The sequence below is a fragment of the Halomonas huangheensis genome (genome assembly GCF_001431725.1).
GTDB classification, from domain to species: domain Bacteria; phylum Pseudomonadota; class Gammaproteobacteria; order Pseudomonadales; family Halomonadaceae; genus Halomonas; species Halomonas huangheensis.
In genome coordinates this window covers 3,787,178-3,811,077 of sequence record NZ_CP013106.1, presented here as the reverse complement: position 1 = coordinate 3,811,077, position 23,900 = coordinate 3,787,178, and the positions used below count along the sequence as shown (strand labels likewise).

Sequence of the window (23,900 nt, the reverse complement as noted above, 5' to 3'; positions counted from 1 at the left end):
CGCTTTTGTTGGTCTTTGGTCTATGATGGGCGCCGATAGCCGTTATCGAACAATGAGGTCAGGAAATGGCGCAGGGCTCACAGGTAGTGCGCTTGCTGAGGGACTGGGCACCAGTACTCAAGGTGCTGGCGGTACTATGGCTGGTGCTGGCACTGCTGATGGTAGTGCCGTTGGTCGTGCTGCTGTTCGAGCGAGACCCTGATGCCAGGGCATTCGCGGCCTCGATACTGATCGTGCTGACATCGTCAGTGCTGTCGCTGTGGGCCTGCTGGAGAGTGTCAGTAGAGCTCAAGACTCAGCAGATGTTTGTGCTGACCTCACTCAGTTGGGTCACCATCAGTGGCTTCGCCAGTCTGCCGTTGATTCTCGGTGCGCCCCAACTCAGCCTGACCAATGCGGTATTCGAGTCCGTTTCGGCGATCACTACCACCGGCTCGACCATCCTTGTCGGCATCGAGAATCTCTCCGATGGTCTCAAGCTATGGCGTGGATTGATGCAGTGGCTGGGTGGTATCGGCATCATTGTCATGGGCATCGCCATTCTGCCATTCCTCAAGGTCGGTGGTATGCGCTTGTTCCAGACCGAGTCATCGGATTGGTCAGACAAGGTCATGCCACGCACAGGGGGTATCGCCAAGGCGACGTTGGCCATTTATGCCATCGGAACGCTGGGCGCGATCGTGGCCTACTGGATAGGAGGCATGTTGCCTCTGGATGCGGTGGTGCACGCGATGACATCCGTTTCCACGGGTGGCTTTGCCAATTCCGATGCTTCCTTTGGCGCTTATGCCGATCAGCCACAATTGTTGTGGATGTCCACGTTCGTCATGCTGGGCGGCGCTCTGCCATTCGTGCTCTATATCCGTGCGTTGCGCGGTGCGCCTCTTGCCCTGTGGCGGGATGAGCAGGTGCGCGGTCTGGTCATGCTGTTGGTGGTGGTGATCGGCGCCATCACGCTGTATCGGATCTGGCATGGTGCGCAGGCCTTCGACTCACTGACACAGACCGCCTTCAACGTTGTTTCGGTGGTGACCACCACCGGCTATGCCAGTGATGACTACACGCTGTGGGGGCCCTTTGCCGCCATGGCATTCTTCTACTTGACCTTTGTCGGCGGCTGCAGCGGCTCGACCAGTGGTGGCATGAAGGTATTCCGCTTCCAGGTCGGCATCAAGATGCTGCTCAGCCAGTTGCGCTTCCTGATTCATACCCATGGGGTCTTTGCCTCACGCTATAACGGCATGCCGCTCACCGATGAAATTACGCGTGGTGTGGTGGCCTTCTCGTTCTTCTTCTTCCTGACCATCGCAGGACTGGCGTTGGCGCTGGCACTGCTTGGGCTGGACCTGGTAACCGCCTTGACCGGTGCGATGACGGCAGTCACCAATGTCGGACCGGGTATGGGGGATGTGATTGGTCCCTCCGGTAATTTCTCCTCGCTGCCGGATTCCGCCAAGTGGCTGCTGTGTGGCGGCATGCTGCTGGGGCGTCTGGAGATTCTGACGGTGCTGGTCCTGCTGACGCCGATGTTCTGGCGGAAGTAGCGCCAGAAAGGCCTGCTCGAAGCTCGTAGCCCGAATGTTGTGCGCTTTTAAGCAGATGGTTTGGTACTGGGCCATGTTGCGGAGCAACATGAAAGACGACCAAGGTCGTCTCGCCGAAACCGGCGGCGGCCTTCACTCTGATGTGACTGCCGTCGGGAGCCTTGCTGATGACTCTGTCCCCTGCCTATCGTCTTGCCGCCACCATCCTGCATGGTTTTGATGAGTATCGTTCGCGCTTCAAGCAGATCACCCTCGATGCCCGACGGCGCTTTCAAGATGCCGCCTGGCGTGAAGCCCAGCAGGCATCCGCCGAGCGGATCGATCTCTATCAACAGAAGGTCGATGAGACTCTGGCCCGTGTGCGACGAACTTTCGAGCACGACATCCTGACGCACTGCGAGTGCTGGCGCGAAGCCAAACATCACTATTCACAGTTGATCGATCAGCGTCTCGACTATGAGCTTGCCGAGACCTATTTCAATTCGATGTTCTGCTCGATCTTCCATCACCGCCATATTCGTGATGATTGGATGTTCGTCTATTCCTCGCGCGCTGGCGCGCCACATCATTCCGGTATCGAGCTGTGTCGTCATCATCCGGTGGAAGGTGATTGGGCGCAGGCGATTCGTGCTGCCCTGAGCGGTGCGGATTTCGAGGTGCCTTTCGTCGATATCGAACGCTGCAGCGACCTGGCGCAGCAGTTCCTCGAAGCGAACCTGCCGGCCAGCCTGTGTGATGGCGAGAATGTCGAGGTCGAGCTGCTCAAGAGCGTCTTCTATCGCAACAAGGGCGCCTATCTTGTGGGAAGGATCGTCAATGGAGAGGAGCAGGTGCCGCTGGTGTTGCCTATCCTCCACGAGGACGACAGAGGGCTACGTCTGGACACTGTGGTTATCGAGCCCGATGAGGTATCGATCATCTTCTCGTTCACCAGGGTCTATTTCCAGGTGGATGCCACCGTGCCGGGGGAGTTCGTCAATTATCTACAGGTGCTGATGCCGGACAAGCCGATCAGCGAGCTGTATGCCGCGATTGGCTTCTTCAAACATGGCAAGAGTGAGTTCTTCCGTGCGCTCAATCATCAGATTGCGCGCCGCGAGGACAAATTCATCATTGCCCCCGGGGTGCGGGGCATGGTGATGGCGGTGTTCATGCTGCCGTCGCACCGTACGGTGTTCAAGATCATCAAGGATCGCTTCGATCCGAGCAAGGATATGAGCCGCGACAACGTGCGTGACAAGTACAGTCTGGTCAAGCGTCACGACCGGGTCGGACGGATGGCCGATACCCAGGAGTTTTCCTACCTGGTGTCGCGGCGTGATCACTTCGACCCGGACTGTCTTGAGGAGCTGCTGCGAGTGGCGCCTTCCACGGTCTATCTCAAGGACGACAAGGTCATCATCAAACACTGCTATACCGAACGCATGATGACGCCGCTCAACCTGTATATCGAGCAATGTGACGAAGATGAAATGCGAGCCGTACTCAAGGATTACGGTAACGCCATCAAACAGATGGCGGCCGCCAATATCTTTCCGGGTGACATGTTGCTGAAGAACTTCGGTGTCACTCGGCATGGACGGGTGATCTTCTACGACTATGACGAGGTCTGCTATCTGACCGAGTGCAACTTCCGCCATATTCCCGAGCCGCTGTATCCGGAGCAGGAGCTGGCCGATGAACCCTGGTACTCGGTGGGCCCCAATGATATTTTCCCCGAGGAGTTTGGCCCCTTCCTGTTTGCGGACGTGCGCTTGCGCAAGTTGTTCTACGAACTGCATTCCGAGCTGTTCGACGCCGATTACTGGAAGGGACTGCAACAGGCCATCAACCATGGCCAGGTAATTGATGTCTACCCGTATCGTAACAAGCAGCGCTTTTCCCGGGAGCCCGGTGGTCTGACCTGGTGACCCCGGTGTCTGATCTGGTGACCTCGGTGTCTGATCTGGTGACCTCGGTGTCTGATCTGGTGAGAAGGCGTGCTGCTTCCGAGAGGAACGCATGACGCACAAGCCTCCCCATCTGGTGGTGTTGACCGGTGCCGGTATCAGCGCCGAGAGTGGTATCCAGACCTTTCGTGCCCATGATGGGTTATGGGCGGACCACCGAATCGAGGATGTCGCGACCCCCGAGGCCTGGACGCGGGACCCCGCACGGGTATTGAGCTTCTATGATGCACGCCGCGATCAGGTCCGAGCGGCGCGCCCCAATGCCGCTCATCGTGCGTTGGCCAACCTTGAGGCGCGTGGTTTTGAGGTCAACATCATTACCCAGAACATCGATGATCTACATGAGCGTGCCGGGTCGCGCAACGTGCTGCACCTGCACGGCGAGATCATGATGGCGCGCTCTTCGGTCAATCCGCGTATGCGCTATCCGCTGGGCCGGGACAACATCGCTATTGGCGATGTCTGTGATCAGGGCAGCCAGCTACGGCCTGACGTGGTGTGGTTCGGTGAAGCGGTACCCGCCTATCCCGAAGCATGCGAGATAGTCGCCGAAGCAGACCTGCTGCTGGTGGTCGGTACCTCACTGGCGGTGATGCCGGCTGCGGCACTGGTCAACGAGCTGTCGTTGGATGCTGAGTGCATCCTGGTCGATCCGGATGAGCAGTTGCAGGCACCTCCGGGAGTCGTTCGCTGGGTGACTGCTGCGGGTGAAGGCGTTCCAGCGTTGGTGCGGCAGTGGCAGCGGGATGCACGGTTGTTCGTGCCGCCTATGCCATGAGCCATGACCTTGTCCGAGACCTCTGAGTCACGGTGAGCGTGCTAGACTACGCGCCCACATTATCTCTCGAGTAGTCGTATCGATGTCGCCAACTCCGCAGCTGGACAACAGCACCAGCGATCACGCTGATCGCGAGGAACCGAATTCCTCGGGACGCGATCCAGTGACGGACCATCCGTGTCCTCCTCGCCGTGAATTCAAGGCGCGTGGCGCTTTTGTCACGCGCTGCGAGGGCTGTAACCTGCCGGAGCTGAATTGCCTGTGCCCTTACCAGTCCATGGCCGAAAGCCGCGTGCAGGTCTGGTTGATTACCCATCCGATTGAACACTACAAGCCAACCAACACTGGGCGGCTGATCAAGGATGTACTGGCGCCGACGCGGGTGTTCACCTGGTATCGCACCACGCCGGACCCTGAGTTGCTGGGTCTACTGGCTGACCCACGCTATGCTCCCTTTGTGGTGTTCCCGGACGATCAGCCGGATTACGTTCACCGTGTCGTCACCATTGACGCAGTACGCGAGGTGGCGAGTGAGCGCATCCCGGTGCTGATCCTGCTGGATGGCACCTGGCGTCAGGCGCGACGCATCTTCCGCAAGAGCCCCTATCTGGATACGCTGCCGGTATTGCCGCTGCATACGGAGCGCCTGACTCGCTACCGTCTACGCAAGCCTGCCTCGGAATCACATCTCTGTACTGCGGAAGTTGCTGCTGAGTTGCTGCGTCAAGCTGGAGAAGGGGAGGCGGCGAACACGCTTGATGATTATTTTGACGCCTTCAATGAAAGCTATGCTGCCAGTCGGGGGTACGAACGCATCGATGAGCCGACGCCAGCCATGCAACGCCTGCTGGCGCGGCGTGCTTGAAAGGAGGCCAGGCTCTTCGGGCCTGACCATCTGATCAACTGGCTGTTTGACCAACCGGCCTGGGCTTTCAGTTCGGTCTTCAAGTTCGGTCTTCAAGTTCGGGTTTCAGTTTCAGTCTTTCAGTTCAGGGATGCGCAGTACCTGACCGGGATAGATCTTGTCAGGATCAGACAACATTGGCTTGTTGGCGTCGAAGATAAGGGTGTAGTTGCCGCCCTTGCCCTGGCCGTAATTGGCTTCTGCAATCTTCCAGAGGTTGTCACCGGATTTGACTGTGTAGAACACCGGTTCCTTGCCTGTGGTGCCGGAATCACTGACCTTGAGTTCCTGTGCCTCGACCCTGGAAATGCCCAGGGTATTACCCACGGCGACGATGGCTTTCTCGAAGGCAGACTGCTCGGCGACTTCACCTTTCAGCACCACCTTGTCACCCTCGACATCAACATCCACCTTGTCGGTGCCGAGGCCCAGAGCATCGAGTGCGCTCTTGAGCACCTTGGCCTCGGGAGCCTGATTCTCACCGACACCCAGCTTCTCTCCCACCGACTTCACAAAATCAAACATGCCCATCTCGGATACCTCGATTGTTGACCAGGCTTTATATGACGTTGTCTGACCAATATCGGCAAGCACGCAACAACCACGCGCAGGGTAGGAGAATTCCGGTTTTCGAGGCAGGTGTGAGGGGAAGTATGCAGAGTCCAGGCATGCAATCAGGCAGTGACGTAGCGTTTGCCTGATTGCATGCTGAGGGCCAGAAGCGGGAGATATCAGCCCAGCAGGCTACCGGCGATCTTCAAGCCTGCGATCCAGGTGCCCGCAGCGGAGCCTATGGTGGCGCCGATGAACACCAGCAACGTGCGCGATACGCGGTTTCGCCACCAGCCCTTCAGGGATGTGACGTCATGGCGTAGGGTCGAGAAGTCCCTGACCTTGGGTTTGCGCATGGCCAACTCGACCCCAGCGGCAACGAAGCCGGCACCGATGGTGGGATTGAGCGAGGTCAAGGGTGCGGCAAACACCGTCGCAATAATCGTTATCGGGTGAGCGAGGGCGATAAGCGTACCGATACCGGCCAGCACGCCGTTGATGACAAACCATTCACCGACCAACTGCCAACCAAGATCGGTATTGCGTGAGAAGCCGATGGCGAAGCCTGTCAGCACCAGGGCGGTGATCAGCCAGGGAATCCACTTCCAGATGCCGGAACGCGGTCGGATCGCCTCGAGTTCAGCGATTTCCTTTTCGGGCTCTGTACTGGCAGGACCTTCGAGGTGCTCAGCCATGCCTTTGAGGTGGCCTGCGCCGATGACCACCAGCACTCGCGTGAATTTACCGGGGGGGCACTGTTGTGCGAGGCGCATGACCATGTAGCGGTCACGCTCGCTGATCAATGGGGTGTAGAGGGTTTCCGACTCGCTGGCAAACTCGCTGAAAGTGGATTCCAGCACATCCCCTTGCTTGAGTTTCTCGACGTCCTCGGCGGAGACTTCCTGCCGTGAAAGGACGCTGCCGAGCAACCCCGAGATCAGTGTGGTTCGCTGCCACCAGGGAACGTTCTGGTAAATGCGCTTGAGGGTAATACCCACATCACGATCAATCAGCAGCAACGGCAACTCATGGCGCTGGCTGGCTTCCAGAGCGGCGCGCATCTCGGCACCCGGTTCGATACCGGATTGTTCGGCAATCCGTTGCTGGAAGGCACCGAGGGCCAGATTGGCGGCGACCATGCCGGCCTTGCCCTGACGAAAGATCTCGAACAGATCCTGTTCGGCCAGTGCGTCGGGGTTGGCCAGATTGCTGTGACGGGCGTCACATAGCTCGATGGCTACGGCGTCGAACTCACCTGAATCGATCAGCTCACGCACTTCATTGGCACTCTCGGCACTGACATGGGCTGTGCCGAGCAGTGTGAATACGGTATCGCCGACGCTTATATCGCGGCGCGGGCCGGTATGAGTCTGAGCCGCCGGTTCGGCTAGCGCTGTTTCCGTCATGAACCTGTTTCCGCCAGAACCTGAAGGGCTCGTACAAGAATGAGGGGTTGATTATCCATGAACCCGGTGGGTACGCCAAACGCCGTAAGGTCGCAGGCTGCAATGAGCCGGGTTGTTCTGCAATGTTTCCCTATTTACGCCAGAACGCCGGAGTGAACAGTACCAGAACGGTGAAGATTTCCAGGCGGCCCATCAGCATTGCCAGTACCAGAATCCATTTGGCAGCCGAGGGCAGGTCACCATAGTGCAGACTGGCATCACCCAGCGCAGGGCCGAGGTTGTTGAGCGCTGAGCCCACGGTTGACCACGCTGTGATCTGATCAACACCCGTTGCCATGACGCCGGCCATCATCAGAAAGAACAGCAGCACATAGGCCGAGAAGAAGCCCCATACCGCCTGGGCGATGCTGTCCGGCACGCTGACCTTGCCGACCTTGACCGCAATCACCGCATTGGGATGGATCAGGCGCATGACCTCACGCATGCCTTGCTTGATGATCAGAATAATACGGATCACCTTTATGCCGCCGCCCGTGGAGCCGGAGCTGGCGCCAACAAAGGCAGCCATGAACAGCAGCAGTGGCAAGGCGCCTGGCCAGGTCGAGAAGTCGGCGACCGAGAAGCCGGAGGTGGTGGCTACCGAGACCACTTCGAACAGCCCATGTCGGAGCCCCTCGAGGGTATCCGAGGTTCCGGTCAGCCATAGTCCCACCACTGTGATTGCCACCAGGCCGCTGAGGTAGAGCAGCAGAAAGCGAGCTTCGGGGTCAGCCAGATAGTGACGCAAGCTACGTTCGCGCCAGGCGATGAAGTGCAGGCTGAAACTCATCGCTGAAACCAGCATGAATACCACGCAGACCAGTTCGATGGCTGCGCTGTCGAAGTGGCCGATGCTGCCGTCATAGGTGGAAAAGCCGCCAATGGCCACGGTCGAGAAGCTGTGTGACAAGGCATCGAACCAGCCCATGCCCGTCGCCATGTACGCCAGCATGCAGGTAACGGTCAGAGCCGCATAGATGTACCAGAGTGCCTTGGCGGTTTCGGTGATGCGGGGGGTCAGCTTGGAGTCCTTGAGCGGCCCCGGGATTTCGGTGCGATACAGGGCCATGCCGCCAACGCCCAGCGTCGGCAGGATCGCCACCGCCAGCACCACGATCCCCATACCGCCGAGCCATTGCAGCTGCTGGCGATAGTAGAGGATCGATTCGGGCAGGAACTCGATGCCGGTGATCACGGTGGCACCGGTGGTGGTCAGCCCCGAGAAAGACTCGAAGATGGCATCGGTGGGCGTCAGCGCCAGATCGCCAGTAAGCATCAATGGCAGCGAGCCGAACAGGCCGAGCACGGTCCAGAACATCGCCGCGATCAGGAAGCCGTCGCGGGTGCGCAGCTCGCGGCGTGCCTTGCGATTGGGCAGGAACATCAGGGCGCCGGTCAGCACCGTGATGCCTATGGCCACGACGAAGGCATACCACATGTGGTCGCCGAACAGCAGCGATATGAGGATGGGCGGCACCATGGTCAGGCTGAACATCATCAGCAGCAGCCCGAGTATGCGCAGAATCATGCGCAGGCTCATGTGTCCCTCCTGATCCGTGAACTACGCCTTGCCTGTTGTTTGCGCATCAAAAGAAGGACAGCCCTACCTGGAAGAGTCGTTCGACGTCACGAATACGGCGTTTGTCGATCACGAACAGGATCACGTGATCGCCACTCTCGACGACCACGTCGTCATGAGCGATCAGTACCTCCTTGCCGCGTACGATTGCGCCGATGGTCGTGCCCGCGGGCAGTTCGATATCGCCGATGGCGCGCCCGACGACGCGTGATGATTGCCGGTCACCATGGGCAATCGCCTCGATCGCTTCGGCGGCACCACGGCGCAGCGAGTGGACATTGACGATATCGCCACGCCGGACGTGGGTCAGCAAGCTCCCTATCGTGGCCTGCTGGGGAGAGATGGCGATATCGATCTCGCCACCCTGAACGAGGTCGACATAGGCTGCGTTGTTGATCAGCGTCAGAACCTTCTTGGCGCCCATGCGCTTGGCCAGCATCGATGACATGATGTTGACCTCATCGTCATTGGTCAGAGCGCAGAAGATATCGCAGTCTTCGATATTCTCTTCTTCAAGTAGACGCTTGCTGGTGGCACTGCCATGCAGCACCACGGTGCGATCGAGGCGCTCGGACAGCTGGGTACAACGCTCGAGATTGTGCTCGATCATCTTGACCTGGTGGCTGTGCTCGAGGTGCTCGGCAAGGCGCTCACCGATGTTGCCACCACCGGCAATGATCACACGTCGGAAATCACGATCAAGGCGGCGTAGTTCGCTCATTACCGCGCGGATATCACGACGAGCGGCGATGAAGAACACTTCATCGTCGGCTTCGATGACCGTATCGCCACGCGGGATGATAGGCCGGTTGCGGCGATAGATGGCTGCGACTCGAGTATCGACGCTGGGCATGTGGCGACGCAGGAAGCCCAATTCCTGGCCAACCAGTGGACCGCCATAGAAGGCTTTGACCGCCACCAGTTGCACGAGGCCTCCGGCGAACTCGAGAACCTGCAGCGCACCAGGGTGCTCGATCAGGCGACGGATATGGTCCGTGACCACCTGTTCGGGACTGATCAGCACGTCGATCGGTACGGCTTCGTGGGCGAACAACCCCTTGCGTGTCAGGTAGGCCGTAGCACGCACGCGGGCGATCTTGGTCGGGGTGCGGAACAGGGTATGGGCGACCTGACAGGCAATCATGTTGACTTCGTCGGAGTTGGTCACCGCGATCAACATATCGGCGTCTTCACAGCCCGCCTGACGCAATACCATGGGGTAGGAAGCGGGACCGATGACGGTGCGGATGTCGAGACGGGTATGCAGCTCGCGGAGCTTTTCACCTTCGGTGTCCACTACCGTGATGTCGTTCTCTTCACGTGCCAGGTGTTCTGCCAGAGTGCCGCCGACCTGGCCGGCGCCGAGAATGATGATCTTCATCGTCGTTTTATCCGCAGCGATTGATCCAGCGCCCGGTGCCCCTGCCCTGATATGCCGTATTCAGTGGCGATATCAGCATGATGGAGCTCCAACACGCCGCAATGTGGCGGCCAGCATACCCTGGCTGACAACCGTGGAACAGGCACGGGAGCGCATCAAGCACAGCCGGGAGACGGCTGTGCCATTGCACGGGGGCCGCGTCGTGAACAGTGCAAGCTGTCAGTCGAGCGTGAAGCCGACCTTGAGCGTTACCTGCCAGTGGGCGACACGGCCGTTCTCGATGTGTCCACGGGTGTCGAGTACTTCAAACCAGCGCATATTGTGGATGCTCTCCGAGGCACGAGAGATAGCGCGTTGGATGGCATCCTCGATGCTGATCTCCGATGAACCGGTCAGTTCGATGTGCTTGTAGACGTGCTGGCTCATGTTGTTTCCCTTGAAAGTCGAGAGAGGTGCTGCATGACGACGCAGCGCCGGGCGATACCTTGCGTTGAGCCGCACAGCCACCGGCGGCTTCTGGCTGGCCCGGCCTGGTGCTGGTTATTGTGGCCGGGTTTTCATTAGCCTGGCATAGAAAAAGCCATCATGACCGTCGACAACCGGTAGCAACTGCCGGCCAGGCGATGTATCGCGGCCCCAGCCAATGCCTTCCGGCATATTGAGTTGGGCGTCGGGGGTGCGTTCGAGGAAGGCTGCTACCTGGTCGCTATTCTCCTGAGGGAGTACCGAGCAGGTGGCATAAAGCAGAGTGCCACCCGGCTTGAGCAGTCCCCAGAGGTTGTCCAGCAGCTGTGCCTGAAGCTCGGCTAACTGAGCGATATCCGACTGACGGCGAAGGCGTTTGATGTCTGGATGGCGACGGATGACGCCACTACCGGAGCAGGGCGCATCCAGCAGAATGGCATCGAACTGGGTGCCGTCCCACCAGTCACGCTCGGTGGCATCACCCTGGGCGAGGCGCGCCGAGAGCCCCAGACGGCTCAGGGTATCTTCGACTCTGGCCAGACGTGCGGCATCCGAGTCGATGGCCTGCAACTCGATATCAAACAGTTCCAGTAGATGAGCTGTCTTGCCGCCCGGTGCGCAGCAGGCATCGAGCACCCTGGCGCCAGGTCGTGGGGCGATCACCGGGCCGAGCATTACCGCGGACAACTGAGCGGCTTCATCCTGAACGCTGACATGGCCTTCGGCGAATCCGGGGAGTGCCTCGACATCCCGGGAACTGTCCAGAGTGATGGCATCTGGCGCATGCGCACACAGATGTGCCGAGATTCCCGCGCTATCGAGAATATCGATGTAGCTTTCACGGTCGTTGTAGCGGCGGTTGACGCGCAAGGTCATCGGACCGGGCTGATTGTTGGCCTCAAGCACCGCACGCCAGTCGTCCGGCCATGCATCGCGGATCATTTTCATCCACCAGCGGGGGTGCAGCAGCTCGACCGCTGGGTCCTTGTCGACCTCAGCCTCGAGCGTGGAGGCTTCTCTCTGCAGGCGCCTCAGGCAGCCATTCAGCACCCGTGTCGCCCATGCCTTGCCGAGCAGGCGGGCCGCTCCGGCCGTTTCGCCTACCGCGGCGTGGGCCGGGATGCGCAAGTACAGCAGTTGGAAGATGCCCAGCAGCAGCAATGCCTGGACGTCGGCGTCACGGCTCTTGAAGGGTTTCTCCAGCAGCTTGGCCGCCAGCGCTTCGAGGCGTGGCAGGGTGCGGCAAGTGCCGTAACACATGGCCTTGAACAGGGCCCGGTCGCGGGCCACCACCTGGTGATCATCCAGGTTGTTCAGCGAGCCCTTGCCGGTGATGACCGGAACCAGGGCTCTGGCGGCGGCAGCGCGAACGCAGTCTCCCTTGGCGCTGGGTGTTGCCTTGCCGTTGCGAGCTCGGCGCGGACGACCCGAGGCAGTGGCGGAAGTGTCATCGGTCATGAGGTCATCTCCGTCTCGGCCTTACCTGAATGAGGGCTCCCCAGCTGGGTGCCGATGGCAAAACGCTCGGCGCGCGAGCGTAGCAGGTCTGTGGTTGCCAGAGCCTTGCCGCCGGGCAACTGGGCTTGAGTGATGGCCAGCCGTTGGCGGCCGTCATTGCCGCAGCTGATAAGCAACTGCCCTTGATTATCGACCAGAGTACCTGGGTTCACAGGTTCACCATCATCCGTGGCATGGGCCATCAGTACTCGCAGACGTTCGTTGCCCAGCGTACACCAGGTGACCGGCCAGGGGTTGAAGGCGCGAACACGAGCGGCCAGTGGCGCGGCATCCTCATGGAAGTCGAGTTCCGCTTCCGCCTTGGAAAGCTTGGCGGCGTAGGTCACACCTTCGCTGGGCTGAGGGGTGGCGTGCAACCCTTGATCCGCGAGGGCATCCAGAGCCTCGACAATAGCTTTACCACCGATCTGAGCCAGGCGGTCGTGCAGCTCTCCACCGGTGGTCTCGGTAGCAATGGGAGTTTTGCGGATCAGCAGCATATCTCCGGTATCCAGCCCCGCATCCATCTGCATGATGGTGACGCCGCTTTCCGAGTCGCCCGCTTCAATGGCACGTTGGATCGGTGCTGCGCCGCGCCAGCGCGGTAGCAGTGACGCATGAACATTGAGGCAACCGAGGCGCGGCAGGTCGAGCACTGCTTGAGGCAGGATCAGTCCATAGGCAACCACGACCATGATGTCGGCAGACATATCGGCCAGCAGCTGTTGTGCGTCTTGCTGTTTGAGACTCAGCGGCTGGTGGACCGGAAGTCCATGTTCCAGTGCCAACGCCTTGACTGGACTGGGGGTCAATTTGCGACCGCGCCCGGCGGGTCGATCTGGCTGAGTCAGCACGGCGATTACATCGTGGGAGCTGGCGAGGATGGCTGCGAGGCTATCGGCAGCAAAGTCGGGAGTGCCAGCGAAGATCACGCGTAGCGGTCGAGTCATGTGGTCTGGGCCTTGCTGGAGAATGCGCTGTCATTTTAACGGACGCGAGCGGAAACGAAGAAGGCCAGCAACGTGAAAATCGCTGCTGGCCTTCGCCATCAGGTCGTGTTCAGGCGACCCGTATTCATGCGATGGGGGTCAAGCGCTCTGCGTCATGCGGTGGCGCTTGTTCATCTTCTTGAGTACACGGTCACGCTTGAGCGGCGACAGGTAATCAACGAAGAGCACGCCTTCGAGGTGATCCAGCTCGTGCTGAATGCAGTGGGCCAGCAGGCCATCCGCCTCGGTCTCGTAAGGGCTGCCGTCACGATCCAGCGCCTTGAGCTGCACACGCAGTGCGCGCGGTACTTCGGCGAAATATTCAGGAATCGACAGGCAGCCTTCCTGCATTGGCTCGCGTTCTTCGCCAAGCAGAGTGACTTCCGGGTTGATCAGCACCCAGGGTTGAGATTGGTCCTCGCTGACATCGATCACGATGACACGGCGATGCACGTCGACCTGGGTGGCGGCAAGGCCGATACCCGGCGCGGCGTACATGGTTTCCAGCATGTCATCGACCAGCTGGCGGACCTCGTCGTCGACAGTCTCTACAGGCGCGGCTTTGGTCCGCAGCCTTTCGTCGGGAAACTCGAGGATCGTGAGTTTAGCCATGGTGTTGGTACCGCCGTTGCAATCATCTTGGAGTCTGAGGGTCATTGTACGACCACTGCCGGCCTCTCCAATAGAGGGAGCCGACTATTCGGACAATTGTTTGTAACTATAACATGACTGCGCCCGGTGCCGCGCAGGAACATGCCAGCGTCCGATGATGCGCAGGGACATGCCAGCGCCCGGTTGCCACGCAGCAACATAAGCCGTACGCGAATATTCCATTGTTCGAATGTGTGCGGAAACATGCTGGCGCCTGAAGCGGCGCAGGATACCGGCGGGCATCGAGGCAGTGGTACCTACACTGTGGCTGGATGCACAAGGAGAGCTCATGGATGACGCTCATACCAGTACCGGTGAAAGATGAATACCAGTCCGCCATTCGCTGGTTGGTACTCAGTGCCTTACCGAAAGTCGGCCCTGTTCGTCTGGCTGGGCTGCGCAATCTGGCTCCGCAGTGGCCTCAGGGTTGGCTGGCGAACCTGCCAGCGCCCTCAGCCACGGCTCTGCGCCTTTGGTTGGATCATCCTCAGCGAAGCCCTTTTCACGATTATGTCCAGCGGATGCTGGAGTGGCAGCAGGCGAAGCCGCATCGTTATCTTCTCCATCCTGATCATGCGCTCTGGCCGCGTTTGCTCAGTGAGATCGCGGACCCGCCAGCAATTCTATGGGCAGAAGGTTCACTGGAAGCGTTGCATGCACCCTGCGTGGCAATGGTCGGTTCGCGACGGCCGACTCGTGCCGGGTTGCATCACGCGAGCCATTTTGCAGCGGGATTATGCGATGCAGGCTGGACGTTGGTTAGTGGCATGGCGCTGGGAATCGATGGTGCCGCCCAGACTGCCGCCATGGATGCAGGAGGAGTCAGCATCGCGGTGTTGCCGGGCGGTGTTGATGTGGTCTATCCCTCCCGACATGCCGGGCTCTACCAGCGTTTGCGAGACGAGGGAGGTTTGTTGCTGGCTCAGCGCCCGCTTGCCATGCAACCGCGAGCCGGCGATTTTCCATCACGCAATCGTATCGTCACTGGCCTGAGTTGCGGGGTCGTGGTGATCGAGGCTGCTGAACGAAGCGGGACCTTGATAAGTGCCCGTCTGGCGCTGGAACAGGGGCGGGAGGTGATGGCCTTGCCTGGAGCGCTTGGTGTTCCCCAGGCGAGAGGGTGCCTACAGCTGATTAGAGATGGGGCGGCTCTGGTGCGCGACGTTGACGACGTGCTGGCCGAGTTGAGTCATTGGTTACCGGCTCTTCGGTGCCCGCAGTCACCGCCGAGTTCCGATGCTGAGACTGATGGCGCCGTTGCTGGAGAGCCTGCAGGAGAATTGTCAAAAGAGCTGACAAAAGAATTGACAGAAGAGGTGGCTGGAAAGAAGGCGAGAGAAGGTACGAAGGAGGGTGCGAGAGAGGATGTGACAGAGGTTGTGACAGAGGTTGTGACAGAGGAGGACGCGTCCCCGTTGTTGCGTTGGTTGAGCGCAACCCCTACGCCGCTGGATGCGCTGGTGGATCTGAGTGGCTGGCAGGTGGCGCCTTGTCAGCGTGAGCTCATGCATCTCGAAATCGAGGGGCGAGCGATGCTGGTTGCAGGCGGATGGGTGCGAGTGCCTCAGTGAGGGGCCAGCGTTGATGGCATGGGCGTGGTAGCATGTGCCGACACCACTTGTGCAGGTCGATGCCGTACCAGGTGACACAAGGGTGTGGACCGTCCTGCCCCTGCCGATGAATAACACGTGATGAACACCAGAACTCAACTTGCCGACGCCGTCGAGGCCCTGAGCCGTGGCGGTGTAATTGCCTATCCTACCGAAGCCGTCTGGGGGTTGGGGTGTGATCCCTTCAACTCCTCTGCATTGACGCGCCTACTCGACATCAAGCAGCGTGATCCTGCCAAGGGCGTGATTCTGGTTGCTGCGGATATCGATCAGTTTTCTCCCTGGCTCGAGGGACTGACGGCTCAACAGTTGGCCACGCTCAATGCCTCCTGGCCTGGCCCCAATACATGGCTGGTACCGGACAACGGACATACTCCCAGCCTGGTAAGGGGCAGCCACCCCTGTGTTGCGCTCAGAGTCAGCGACCACTCCGGTGTCCAGGCGTTGTGCCGTGCTTTCGGAGGACCGCTGGTGTCGACATCGGCCAACCACGCGGGAGAGACTCCGGCGATGAGCGAGGCGGCGATCCGCGCCACCTTTGCCGATGAGTTGGATGCGATCCTGGCTGGCCCTCTGGGGGGGAATCCGCGGCCCAGTACCATTCGAGACCTGCTGAGTGGCGACACGCTGCGCAGTTGAACCGACAGCTCCCGGCCCGCCGTTCATGATTCGATCACTACGCTCTGGAGGCACTCCGTGACTCAGCCCAACCTTGAAACCGTGAAGGATTACCTGCTCGACCTGCAGGATCGGTTGTGTGACAGCCTGGCGCGGGCCGATGGCAAGGCCACGTTTCGCGAGGATAGCTGGCAACGAGAGGCTGGTGGTGGTGGCCGCTCCAGGGTGATCGAGAATGGCGCACTGTTCGAGAAGGGCGGCGTCAATTTCTCGCATGTCCATGGTAGCCAGTTGCCGCCTTCGGCCACCGCCGCGCGTCCGGAGTTGGCTGGGCGCGGTTTCCATGCGGTTGGCGTATCCTGGGTGCTGCATCCGGAGAATCCACACGTACCTACCAGCCATGGCAATGTGCGTTTCTTCATTGCCGAGGCAGAGGGCGATGCACCGGTATGGTGGTTCGGTGGCGGCTTTGATCTGACGCCTTTCTATCCCCGTTGGCAAGATGCGCGTCATTGGCACCAGGTGGCATCTGATCTATGCACACCCTTCGGCGATGATGTCTATGCACGCTACAAGGACTGGTGCGATGACTACTTCATGCTCAAGCACCGTAACGAGACGCGTGGTGTTGGCGGCCTGTTCTTCGATGACCTGAACGAATGGGGATTCGAGCGTTGCCATGCCTTCCAGCGTGCGGTGGGTGATGCCTTCCTTGATGCCTATCTACCGATTGTCGAACGCCGCCGCCATGACGCCTGGGGCGAGCGAGAGCGTCAGTTCCAGCTGTATCGCCGCGGACGCTACGTGGAATTCAATCTGGTCTGGGATCGTGGCACCCTGTTTGGCCTTCAGAGTGGTGGCCGTACCGAGTCGATTCTGATGTCGATGCCTCCGCTGGCACGCTGGGAGTACGACTATCGGCCCGAGCCCGGTTCTGCCGAGGCAGCTCTTGATGACTTTCTGCGCCCACGCGACTGGCTGGGCGAGACTCCACCTTCACAGGAGACAGCATGACCGACCGTTATTGCGTCTTTGGCCACCCGATCGGCCATTCGAAATCCCCGGCCATTCATGCTGCGTTTGCTGCCGAGACGGGCCAGCAGATGGAGTACGTTGCCATCGAGGCACCCTTGGATGACTTTGCGGGTGCCTGGCGCGCTTTCGTGTCCAAAGGCGGGCGAGGTGCCAATGTCACAGTGCCTTTCAAGCAGGATGCCTGGCAGCTGTGCGATCAACTCAGCGATCAGGCGCGTCGCGCCGGTGCAGTGAATACCCTGGTGTTGCACGAGGATGGCACTACCTGGGGCGATACCACCGATGGTGTTGGTCTGGTGGCGGATCTGCGTCGCAACGATGTCATGCTGGAAGCTGCTCGTATTCTGGTGCTGGGTGCCGGTGGTGCGGTGCGTGGCGTGCTGGAACCCTTGTTGGCCGAGAAGCCCCGACAGATCAAGGTCGTCAATCGTACCGCCGAGAAGGCCATTGAGCTGGCTCAGGACTTCGCGGCGCTGGGTGCGATCGAAGGCGCGGGTCTGGATGGCATCGATGGCCAGTACGATCTGGTGATCAACGGCACCAGTGCCAGTCTGGCCGGCGATCTACCACCGTTACCCGACAGCTTGTTTGCGGATGGCGGTGTCGCCTACGACATGATGTATGGCGCCGAGCCCACGGTATTTCTTGCCTGGGCACAGCGCCAGGGCGCACGCGGAATCGATGGTCTGGGCATGCTGGTCGGGCAGGCTGCGGCCTCCTTCGAACTGTGGCGTGGTGTTCGCCCCGCTGTCGATGGAGTGCTGGATGAGCTGCGCTCACAGCTCCAGTGAGACCGAGGCCTGGCGCCTGCGACAGACCCCGCAAGGCAAATTGGTACCCGGTGACCTCGAGCTGACGCAGCGGACACTGTCAGCACCCGCGAAAGACGAGGTGCTGGTCGAGGTCTGCTGGCTATCCGTCGATCCCTATATGCGTACCCGCATGCAGTCATCCGGCTACGACTATTTGAATCGTGATGGCATGGGTAAATGGACCTCCGGTAGCTATCTTTCGGCCTGGGGGCTAGGCCGGGTGCTGGAGGTCGGCAGCGAGGTAGGCGATAAGGTCGCGTCTGGAGACTGGGTGGTGGGGCATTTGCCTGTGGCGCGTCATGGCCTCGTGAGGTTCTCCTCCGAAAGAGGAGCATTGCCACCGCTGGTGTTTGGTGCCCAGCAGACAGCCCCTGTGGACTGGCTGCACGCTCGAGGTATGACGGGGTTTACTGCGTGGTTGGCGATGTGCCACTACGCCAGGCCTCGAGCCAGCGACACGGTGCTGGTGACCGGAGGCGCCGGGGCCGTAGGATCACTGGCGGTGCAATGGGCGTTGACCAGTGGCGCACGAGTGCTGGCATCCGCGGGCAGTAGCGCAGGCCGCGAGTGGCTGTCGTCGCTGGGTGTGACGGGAGTGTTGGATCATGGCAGTCCCGAAGTGTTTGCCGAACAGCTGCGTCAGCTGGCTCCGGGAGGGCTCGATCTGCATATGGAGCAACTGGGTGGCGCGACCTTTGCCTCGGCCATCGACGCAGTGCGTTCACACGGCCGTGTAGTGCTCTGCGGGTTGGTCAGCCAGTACAACGAAGCCGAGCCACGCCGAGCGCCACCCAACCTGCAACGCCTGGTGTCGGTTGGAGCGCGCCTGCAACCCTTCGTGGTGCCGGGACATGAAGCCGAGCATTGGGGCCGTTTTCAGCAGCAGGCAGCATCGCCTCCTGCCTCAGCCTTTGCGGCACCGCTGGAAGTGATCGATGGCCTGGAAAGCTGGGCTGAGGCGCTGTGTGGCCTATTGGTAAGTGGTAATCGCCGTGGGCCTGGTAAGCGAGTGATCCAGCTCCAGGCGTTCAATCCAGTGGATGTTCAGCGTCGCCGATAAAGCCCCAGCATGCAGAGCCCGAGACCTGCCACCGAGACCAACAGGCCACCATTGACCAGCCAGGGGTGGCGAACGACCCAGGGCACGAAGGGTTGGGGACTATCCCGACAGACCGAAGCGAGATAGTCCCAGTGACCCTTTTCGACGAGCTGGCATTGGCGAATATCGCTCCACTCGACGAAATACAAGCCCAGCAGCACCACCACGGGAACCACCAACAACAGCAAACCGAGGCGAGTGCGGGTCATGGTCACGCCTTGCAGCTGGGGCTACGGCCGGCGGCCTGGGCGCGCTGATAACGGCCCATGGCATCGCCCATGCCGGCTTCAAGGCCGGCAATACGGCTGCCATGGCTGGGGTGCGTAGACATCCACTCGGGAGGTGCGCCACCACCAGCCTGTTCCATGTTCTGCCACAGTTCGATGCTGGCCTGGGGATTGAATCCAGCGTCGGCCATCAACTGCAGGCCGATGGTATCGGCTTCGCTTTCATGGCTTCGCGAGAAGGGCAGCAGCACTCCGTACTGGGCGCCCATGCCCATCGCCGCCATGATCTGATCGCTACCGGCCACGCCATTGGCGCCCAGTGCGGTGCCGACAACCGACATGCCGAGCTGGGTGGCGCTCTGGGTGGAAGCGCGCTCGTTGGCGTGGTGAGCCAGCACGTGACCGATCTCGTGGCCGATGACGCTGGCCAGTTGGTCCTGAGTGGTCGCGATCTCGAGTAGCCCGGTATTGACGCCGACATAGCCACCCGGCAGCGCGAAGGCGTTGGCCTCTTCTGACTCGAATACCTTGACCTGCCAGTTCTGGTCACGCTGTTCGGGCGGTAGTACCGCAACGATGTCATTGGTCACACACTGCACATAATTCAGTTGTGCGCCGCCGACCGTCGGCAATTGTTGCTGATATTGACTGAAGGCCTGGGCACCCATCTGGCTAAGGTCATTCTCGCTCATCAGCAGCATCTGTGAGCGACCAGTGGGCGAAGTGGAACAGGCCGTCAATGTTGCCACCGCGACTGCTGAAGCAATGTAGGTTTTCCAACGCATGGGAGTCTCCGTTTCGAAGTCCAGTGACGGTGTCAGCGGACGTACGAGTTGTATGCTGACAAGATACCCTGGCTGCTTCACTGGTCAACTGTGTAGAGATGGCAACAACGCCGTCGGCAAACAACTACGCCTCGGTATTCGGCGCCTCCGAGGTCTCCTGCTGGCTGCTGAGATCAGGCTCGGTGGCTCGGTAGAAAGCCGAAGGCGGCACGCCGAACTGGCGCTTGAAGGCCGCGGCAAAGGCGCTTTGACTGCTGTAGCCGTGCTGCAAGGCAACCCCCAGTACCGACTCTCCCTGGGCCAGACACTCCAGTGAATACAGTAGCCGTGCCTGCTGTCTCCAACGGCCGAAGGTCACGCCGGTGCTGAGCAGAAAACGGCGATGAAAGGTTTTCGGACTCATGGCCAGCTGTCGGGCCCACTCATTGGCGGAGAGATTGACAGCAGGCTGATCGGACAGTGTTCTGCAGACGTGGGCGATGCGTTTGTCATCTGGCCAGGGCAGGTGAAGCGGCAGTACCGGCAGTGTACACAGCTCATCCAGTAGTAGCCGTACAAGTCGAGCATCACGGCTGTCGCTGGAATAGTGGTCCGCAAGCTGTGTGGCCGCCAGGATCAGCTCGCGCAGCAGCGGGGAGATGGCGATGACGCAATCGCTTGTCGGTAGTCCCGGGATCGCGTCTGGATTGATGAACAGGCTGCGTACTTGTGCGGCCCCCCGCATACGTAGCGAATGTTGGGTGCCAGCCTGCAGCCAGACTCCACGGCTCGGCGGGGTTACCCAGCGGCCAACTTGAGTCTCGACCACCAGAACACCCTGAATGGCATAGAGCAGTTGCGAGCGAGGATGGCTGTGAGGTTCCACCACGTGGCCACTCGGATAGTCGATGGCAATACCAGTGACCGGCATGTCCATAGCATTGTGGAGACTGGTGATATCGACCATCGCAGCAGCCATCGGTGGCAATGTTGATAGGGAAGATTATCAGCGCTATGACCATTTCGCGACAATGATCGACCAGATGGCGAGAGATGATCAGTGGGTCAGCGCTTATGCTGACCAGCACCACATCACTACGCCGTGTCCCCACCACCCCGGGAGCGTCTCTCATGATCATGCAGGCCTTCGATCGACTATCGCTGACCCTGAGCTGTTGCCGGGGTCTGTCATCGCGGCAGAGTACTGCATGCGTTCGTTGACCTCCCCCAGACCCCGGCCTTGAACAGCCTGCCTCGGCAGGCAGGGGAGATCTTCACTGTTCTCCATCTTCTGTTCGAGGTCGTCACCATGCTCCAGCATCCGGAAAACAAGTACCGCCCCTTTCCGCCCATCGATTTAGCTGACCGTCGCTGGCCTTCTCGCACCATCAACGAGGCTCCGGTCTGGCTCACCACCGATCTGCGCGATGGCAACCAGGCATTGTTCGAGCCAATGAACGCCACACGCAAACTGCGACTGTTCGAGGAGCTCGTTCACCTTGGGTTCAAGGAGATCGAGGTTGGCTTCCCGGCGGCCTCACAAACGGACTTCGATGTGGTTCGTTGCCTCATCGACGAGCGACGGGTCCCACGTGATGTAACGCCGATGGTCATGACACAACTTCGTGAGGACCTGATTGAGAAAACGGTGAGGAGTGTCGCCGGAGCGCAGCGTGTGATCATTCACCTGTACAACGCCATCGCTCCACTGTGGCGACGCGTGGTGTTTGGGCTCTCTGTGGCAGAAGTGGAACAGCTGGTGGCACACCATGTGCGCTTCCTGCGCGAGCAGGTGGCCCAATACCCTCAAACCGAGTGGCTGCTGCAGTACTCACCGGAAACCTTCTGCATGGCGGAGCTGGAAGTATCGCTGCGTATCTGCAATACCGCGATTCGCTGCTGGGATGCGGGGCCGAGCCGACCGATCATCATCAATCTGCCGACCACCGTGGAAGTCGCTACGCCGAACGTCTTTGCCGATCAGGTCGAGTGGATGAACGATCGTCTGGAGCGCCGCGAGCACGTCGTGCTCTCGGTACACCCGCATAATGACCGTGGTACTGGCGTCGCCTGTGCCGAGCAGGCATTGCTGGCGGGCGCTCAGCGTGTTGAAGGATGCCTGTTCGGCAATGGTGAGCGCAGCGGTAACCTCGACCTGGTGACGCTGGCGCTCAACCTCTATACCCAGGGAGTTCATCCGCGACTGGATTTCTCGGATATCGCCGCCGTTGCCCGAGTTGTCGAGCAGAGCACGGCCTTGCCGATACATCCACGTCACCCCTATGTCGGCGATCTGGTATTCACGGCCTTTTCCGGGTCCCATCAGGATGCCATTGCCAAGGGGTTTGCGGCTCAGGCGGCGGATGCCTTGTGGGCTGTGCCGTATCTGCCGATTGATCCCCGCGACCTGGGACGAACCTACGATAGTATCGTCAGGGTCAACGGCCAGTCGGGCAAGGGCGGCATCGCCTTCCTGCTGCATCGTGACCATGGGGTGACGATGCCGCGACGCATGCAGATTGAATTCAGCGCCATCGTCCAACAACTGGCCGATGCCAGTGAGGCGGAGCTGACCAGCGAGGAAGTCGGAGAGCTGTTCGAGTCGACCTATCTGGCGCCGGCCCGAGCCGGTGGCGCTCTGGCCTACTCAAGTCATCGACTGCTGGAGATCGAGGGCCAACCGGGCATTGAAATCGAGCTGCAACTGCCTGATGGAACTCGCCACCGCTTGCGAGGCATCGGTAATACTCCGGTCGATGCTGCCGTCAATGCTCTGGATATGCCATTGCGTATCGACAGTGTGGAAAATGGCAGTCTGGAAGGGGGTCGCCAGGATCGTGATGACGACGGGGCGACTCTGGCGGTCGTGGAAGGCAGCTGGCATGGTGTGGCGGGTTCGCACTTCGGTGCAGGACGCCACCCGGATATGATTACTGCTTCGGTGCAGGCGGTTCTCAGTCTTGCAGCCCGCTTTTCCCGAACTACCGAGTAGTGGCTGACAGACGATGAGAGGAGTCTGCATGCTACGCCGAATAATTCTGTCGGCTTTCAAGAGCCACAGACCTGGGCTGGCTCTCGCCTGGCAGCCTGCTGGATACCTATAACACCCATGGAGTGAATTTGATGGACACTGAACTCGCCACACGCTTGTTGAAACTGCTCGATAGGGTGGAGCCCTGGCTACCGAGCTCCCCGAAGCAGGTGGACTGGTCAACGGATGTGGCGGCCTTGTGGCAGCGTCATGCGCTGGGGGGACATCTGGTACCGGTACCGCCCCGTGACTCGATGAGCCTGGATGACCTGGTGGGAGTCGAGCGTCAGAAGCTGGCGTTGTTGGACAACACGCGCGCCTTTCTGCGTGGCCTGCCCGCCAACCATGTGCTGCTGTGGGGATCACGAGGTAGTGGCAAGTCGTCGATGGTACGCGCCCTGCTCAATAGCCTGGCCGACGAGGGCCTGCGCCTGATTCAGGTCGATCGCCACGATCTGGCTGGGTTGCCGGTGCTTGTCGAACAACTCCGACATGAGCCGGCACGCTTTGTCGTCTACTGTGATGACCTTTCATTCGAAGGATCGGATGATGCCTACAAGGCGCTCAAGAGTGTCCTCGATGGAACCTTGACCGGCCCTCCGGAAAACGTGCTGCTGTATGCCACTTCCAACCGTCGTCACCTGCTCCCGGAGCATATGAGTGACAACGCCGATACGCGCCTGAGTCCGGATGGTGAAGAGTTGCATCACGGTGATGCGGTGGAGGAGAAGATCTCGCTGTCGGATCGTTTTGGCCTGTGGCTGGCGTTTCATCCCTTCAACCAGCAGAGCTATCTCGAGACCTGTCAGCATTGGGTCGAACGACTGGGCAGTGCCGAGGACTGGGATGAGGAGGCACGTACCGCAGCGATTCGCTTTGCGACCTTGAGAGGCGGGCGCAGCGGGCGCTGTGCCTGGCAGTTCGCCACCGACTGGGTGGGTCGGCGGCGTCTCACTGAAAGCGACTGAGG

The 23,900-nt window shown here is 60.2% G+C and carries 22 protein-coding genes; 11 read left to right on the top strand and 11 right to left on the bottom strand.

Features of this window, described 5'->3' with window-relative positions; all coding sequences use genetic code 11:
- The first annotated feature begins 65 nt into the window (after window positions 1-65).
- From AR456_RS16485 to AR456_RS16470, 4 genes are all read left to right on the top strand, one after another.
- Window positions 66-1,544, top strand: coding sequence for a TrkH family potassium uptake protein (locus AR456_RS16485; protein WP_021818232.1), 1,479 nt, complete (start codon window positions 66-68; stop codon window positions 1,542-1,544).
- Between the two features lie 167 nt (window positions 1,545-1,711).
- On the top strand, window positions 1,712-3,454 hold the full coding sequence (aceK, locus tag AR456_RS16480) for a bifunctional isocitrate dehydrogenase kinase/phosphatase (protein ID WP_021818233.1): 1,743 nt from the start codon (window positions 1,712-1,714) through the stop codon (window positions 3,452-3,454).
- Window positions 3,455-3,545: 91 nt separating this feature from the next.
- Window positions 3,546-4,271 (top strand): SIR2 family NAD-dependent protein deacylase, encoded by a 726-nt coding sequence (locus tag AR456_RS16475; protein WP_021818234.1) that lies wholly within the window; start codon window positions 3,546-3,548, stop codon window positions 4,269-4,271.
- An 82-nt stretch (window positions 4,272-4,353) separates the two neighbouring features.
- Window positions 4,354-5,136 (top strand): tRNA-uridine aminocarboxypropyltransferase, encoded by a 783-nt coding sequence (locus tag AR456_RS16470; RefSeq protein WP_021818235.1) that lies wholly within the window; start codon window positions 4,354-4,356, stop codon window positions 5,134-5,136.
- A gap of 111 nt (window positions 5,137-5,247) precedes the next feature.
- On the opposite strand, the gene lysM is transcribed toward AR456_RS16470, so the two are convergent.
- From lysM to def, 8 genes are all read right to left on the bottom strand, one after another.
- A complete protein-coding gene (gene lysM / locus AR456_RS16465; protein ID WP_417935318.1) occupies window positions 5,248-5,700 on the bottom strand; it encodes a peptidoglycan-binding protein LysM in 453 nt (150 codons plus the stop codon).
- 206 nt (window positions 5,701-5,906) lie between these two features.
- On the bottom strand, window positions 5,907-7,133 hold the full coding sequence (locus AR456_RS16460) for a TraB/GumN family protein (RefSeq protein ID WP_021818237.1): 1,227 nt from the start codon (window positions 7,131-7,133) through the stop codon (window positions 5,907-5,909).
- Window positions 7,134-7,263: 130 nt separating this feature from the next.
- The gene (locus AR456_RS16455; protein ID WP_021818238.1) at window positions 7,264-8,712 is read right to left on the bottom strand and encodes a TrkH family potassium uptake protein; all 1,449 of its coding nucleotides are present in this window, start codon (window positions 8,710-8,712) and stop codon (window positions 7,264-7,266) included.
- 46 nt (window positions 8,713-8,758) lie between these two features.
- Window positions 8,759-10,132 carry a Trk system potassium transporter TrkA gene (gene trkA / locus AR456_RS16450; RefSeq protein WP_021818239.1) on the bottom strand — a complete coding sequence of 458 codons (1,374 nt, stop codon included), beginning with the start codon at window positions 10,130-10,132 and terminating at the stop codon, window positions 8,759-8,761.
- Between the two features lie 219 nt (window positions 10,133-10,351).
- Window positions 10,352-10,558, bottom strand: coding sequence for a dodecin (locus AR456_RS16445; protein ID WP_021818240.1), 207 nt, complete (start codon window positions 10,556-10,558; stop codon window positions 10,352-10,354).
- A gap of 114 nt (window positions 10,559-10,672) precedes the next feature.
- Window positions 10,673-12,055 carry a 16S rRNA (cytosine(967)-C(5))-methyltransferase RsmB gene (gene rsmB / locus AR456_RS16440; RefSeq protein WP_021818241.1) on the bottom strand — a complete coding sequence of 461 codons (1,383 nt, stop codon included), beginning with the start codon at window positions 12,053-12,055 and terminating at the stop codon, window positions 10,673-10,675.
- Complete coding sequence (fmt, locus tag AR456_RS16435; RefSeq protein WP_021818242.1) at window positions 12,052-13,044, bottom strand: methionyl-tRNA formyltransferase; 993 nt, start codon at window positions 13,042-13,044, stop codon at window positions 12,052-12,054. The genes rsmB and fmt overlap by 4 nt, the downstream gene beginning before the upstream one ends.
- 138 nt (window positions 13,045-13,182) lie before the next feature.
- The gene (gene def / locus AR456_RS16430) at window positions 13,183-13,695 is read right to left on the bottom strand and encodes a peptide deformylase (RefSeq protein ID WP_031207407.1); all 513 of its coding nucleotides are present in this window, start codon (window positions 13,693-13,695) and stop codon (window positions 13,183-13,185) included.
- Window positions 13,696-14,027: 332 nt separating this feature from the next.
- On the opposite strand from def, the gene dprA reads away from it, so the two are divergent.
- The 5 genes from dprA (at window position 14,028) to AR456_RS16405 (ending at window position 18,869) form a co-directional block, all read left to right on the top strand.
- Window positions 14,028-15,305, top strand: a complete 1,278-nt coding sequence (dprA, locus tag AR456_RS16425) for a DNA-processing protein DprA (RefSeq protein WP_021818244.1) — start codon at window positions 14,028-14,030, stop codon at window positions 15,303-15,305.
- A 120-nt stretch (window positions 15,306-15,425) separates the two neighbouring features.
- The gene (gene tsaC, locus AR456_RS16420) at window positions 15,426-15,983 is read left to right on the top strand and encodes an L-threonylcarbamoyladenylate synthase type 1 TsaC (protein WP_021818245.1); all 558 of its coding nucleotides are present in this window, start codon (window positions 15,426-15,428) and stop codon (window positions 15,981-15,983) included.
- A gap of 57 nt (window positions 15,984-16,040) precedes the next feature.
- The gene (hemF, locus tag AR456_RS16415; RefSeq protein WP_021818246.1) at window positions 16,041-16,976 is read left to right on the top strand and encodes an oxygen-dependent coproporphyrinogen oxidase; all 936 of its coding nucleotides are present in this window, start codon (window positions 16,041-16,043) and stop codon (window positions 16,974-16,976) included.
- Complete coding sequence (aroE, locus tag AR456_RS16410) at window positions 16,973-17,788, top strand: shikimate dehydrogenase (RefSeq protein ID WP_021818247.1); 816 nt, start codon at window positions 16,973-16,975, stop codon at window positions 17,786-17,788. Before hemF ends, aroE begins: the two co-directional genes overlap by 4 nt.
- On the top strand, window positions 17,763-18,869 hold the full coding sequence (locus AR456_RS16405; protein WP_021818248.1) for an MDR family NADP-dependent oxidoreductase: 1,107 nt from the start codon (window positions 17,763-17,765) through the stop codon (window positions 18,867-18,869). The genes aroE and AR456_RS16405 overlap by 26 nt, the downstream gene beginning before the upstream one ends.
- Here the strand turns inward: AR456_RS16405 and AR456_RS16400 are convergent.
- The 3 genes from AR456_RS16400 to AR456_RS16390 all read right to left on the bottom strand — a co-directional run bounded on the left by AR456_RS16400 (window position 18,854) and on the right by AR456_RS16390 (window position 20,866).
- On the bottom strand, window positions 18,854-19,117 hold the full coding sequence (locus AR456_RS16400; RefSeq protein ID WP_021818249.1) for a hypothetical protein: 264 nt from the start codon (window positions 19,115-19,117) through the stop codon (window positions 18,854-18,856). The two genes, AR456_RS16405 and AR456_RS16400, sit on opposite strands and share 16 nt — an antisense overlap.
- Before the next feature lie 2 nt (window positions 19,118-19,119).
- Window positions 19,120-19,920 (bottom strand): M48 family metallopeptidase, encoded by an 801-nt coding sequence (locus AR456_RS16395; RefSeq protein WP_021818250.1) that lies wholly within the window; start codon window positions 19,918-19,920, stop codon window positions 19,120-19,122.
- Between the two features lie 124 nt (window positions 19,921-20,044).
- Window positions 20,045-20,866, bottom strand: coding sequence for an AraC family transcriptional regulator (locus AR456_RS16390; RefSeq protein WP_021818251.1), 822 nt, complete (start codon window positions 20,864-20,866; stop codon window positions 20,045-20,047).
- Between the two features lie 342 nt (window positions 20,867-21,208).
- Here AR456_RS16390 and AR456_RS16385 point away from each other — a divergent pair, with 342 nt between their 5' ends.
- On the top strand, window positions 21,209-22,891 hold the full coding sequence (locus AR456_RS16385; RefSeq protein ID WP_021818253.1) for a 2-isopropylmalate synthase: 1,683 nt from the start codon (window positions 21,209-21,211) through the stop codon (window positions 22,889-22,891).
- Between the two features lie 131 nt (window positions 22,892-23,022).
- A complete protein-coding gene (locus AR456_RS16380; protein ID WP_021818254.1) occupies window positions 23,023-23,898 on the top strand; it encodes an ATP-binding protein in 876 nt (291 codons plus the stop codon).
- Window positions 23,899-23,900: the final 2 nt, after the last annotated feature.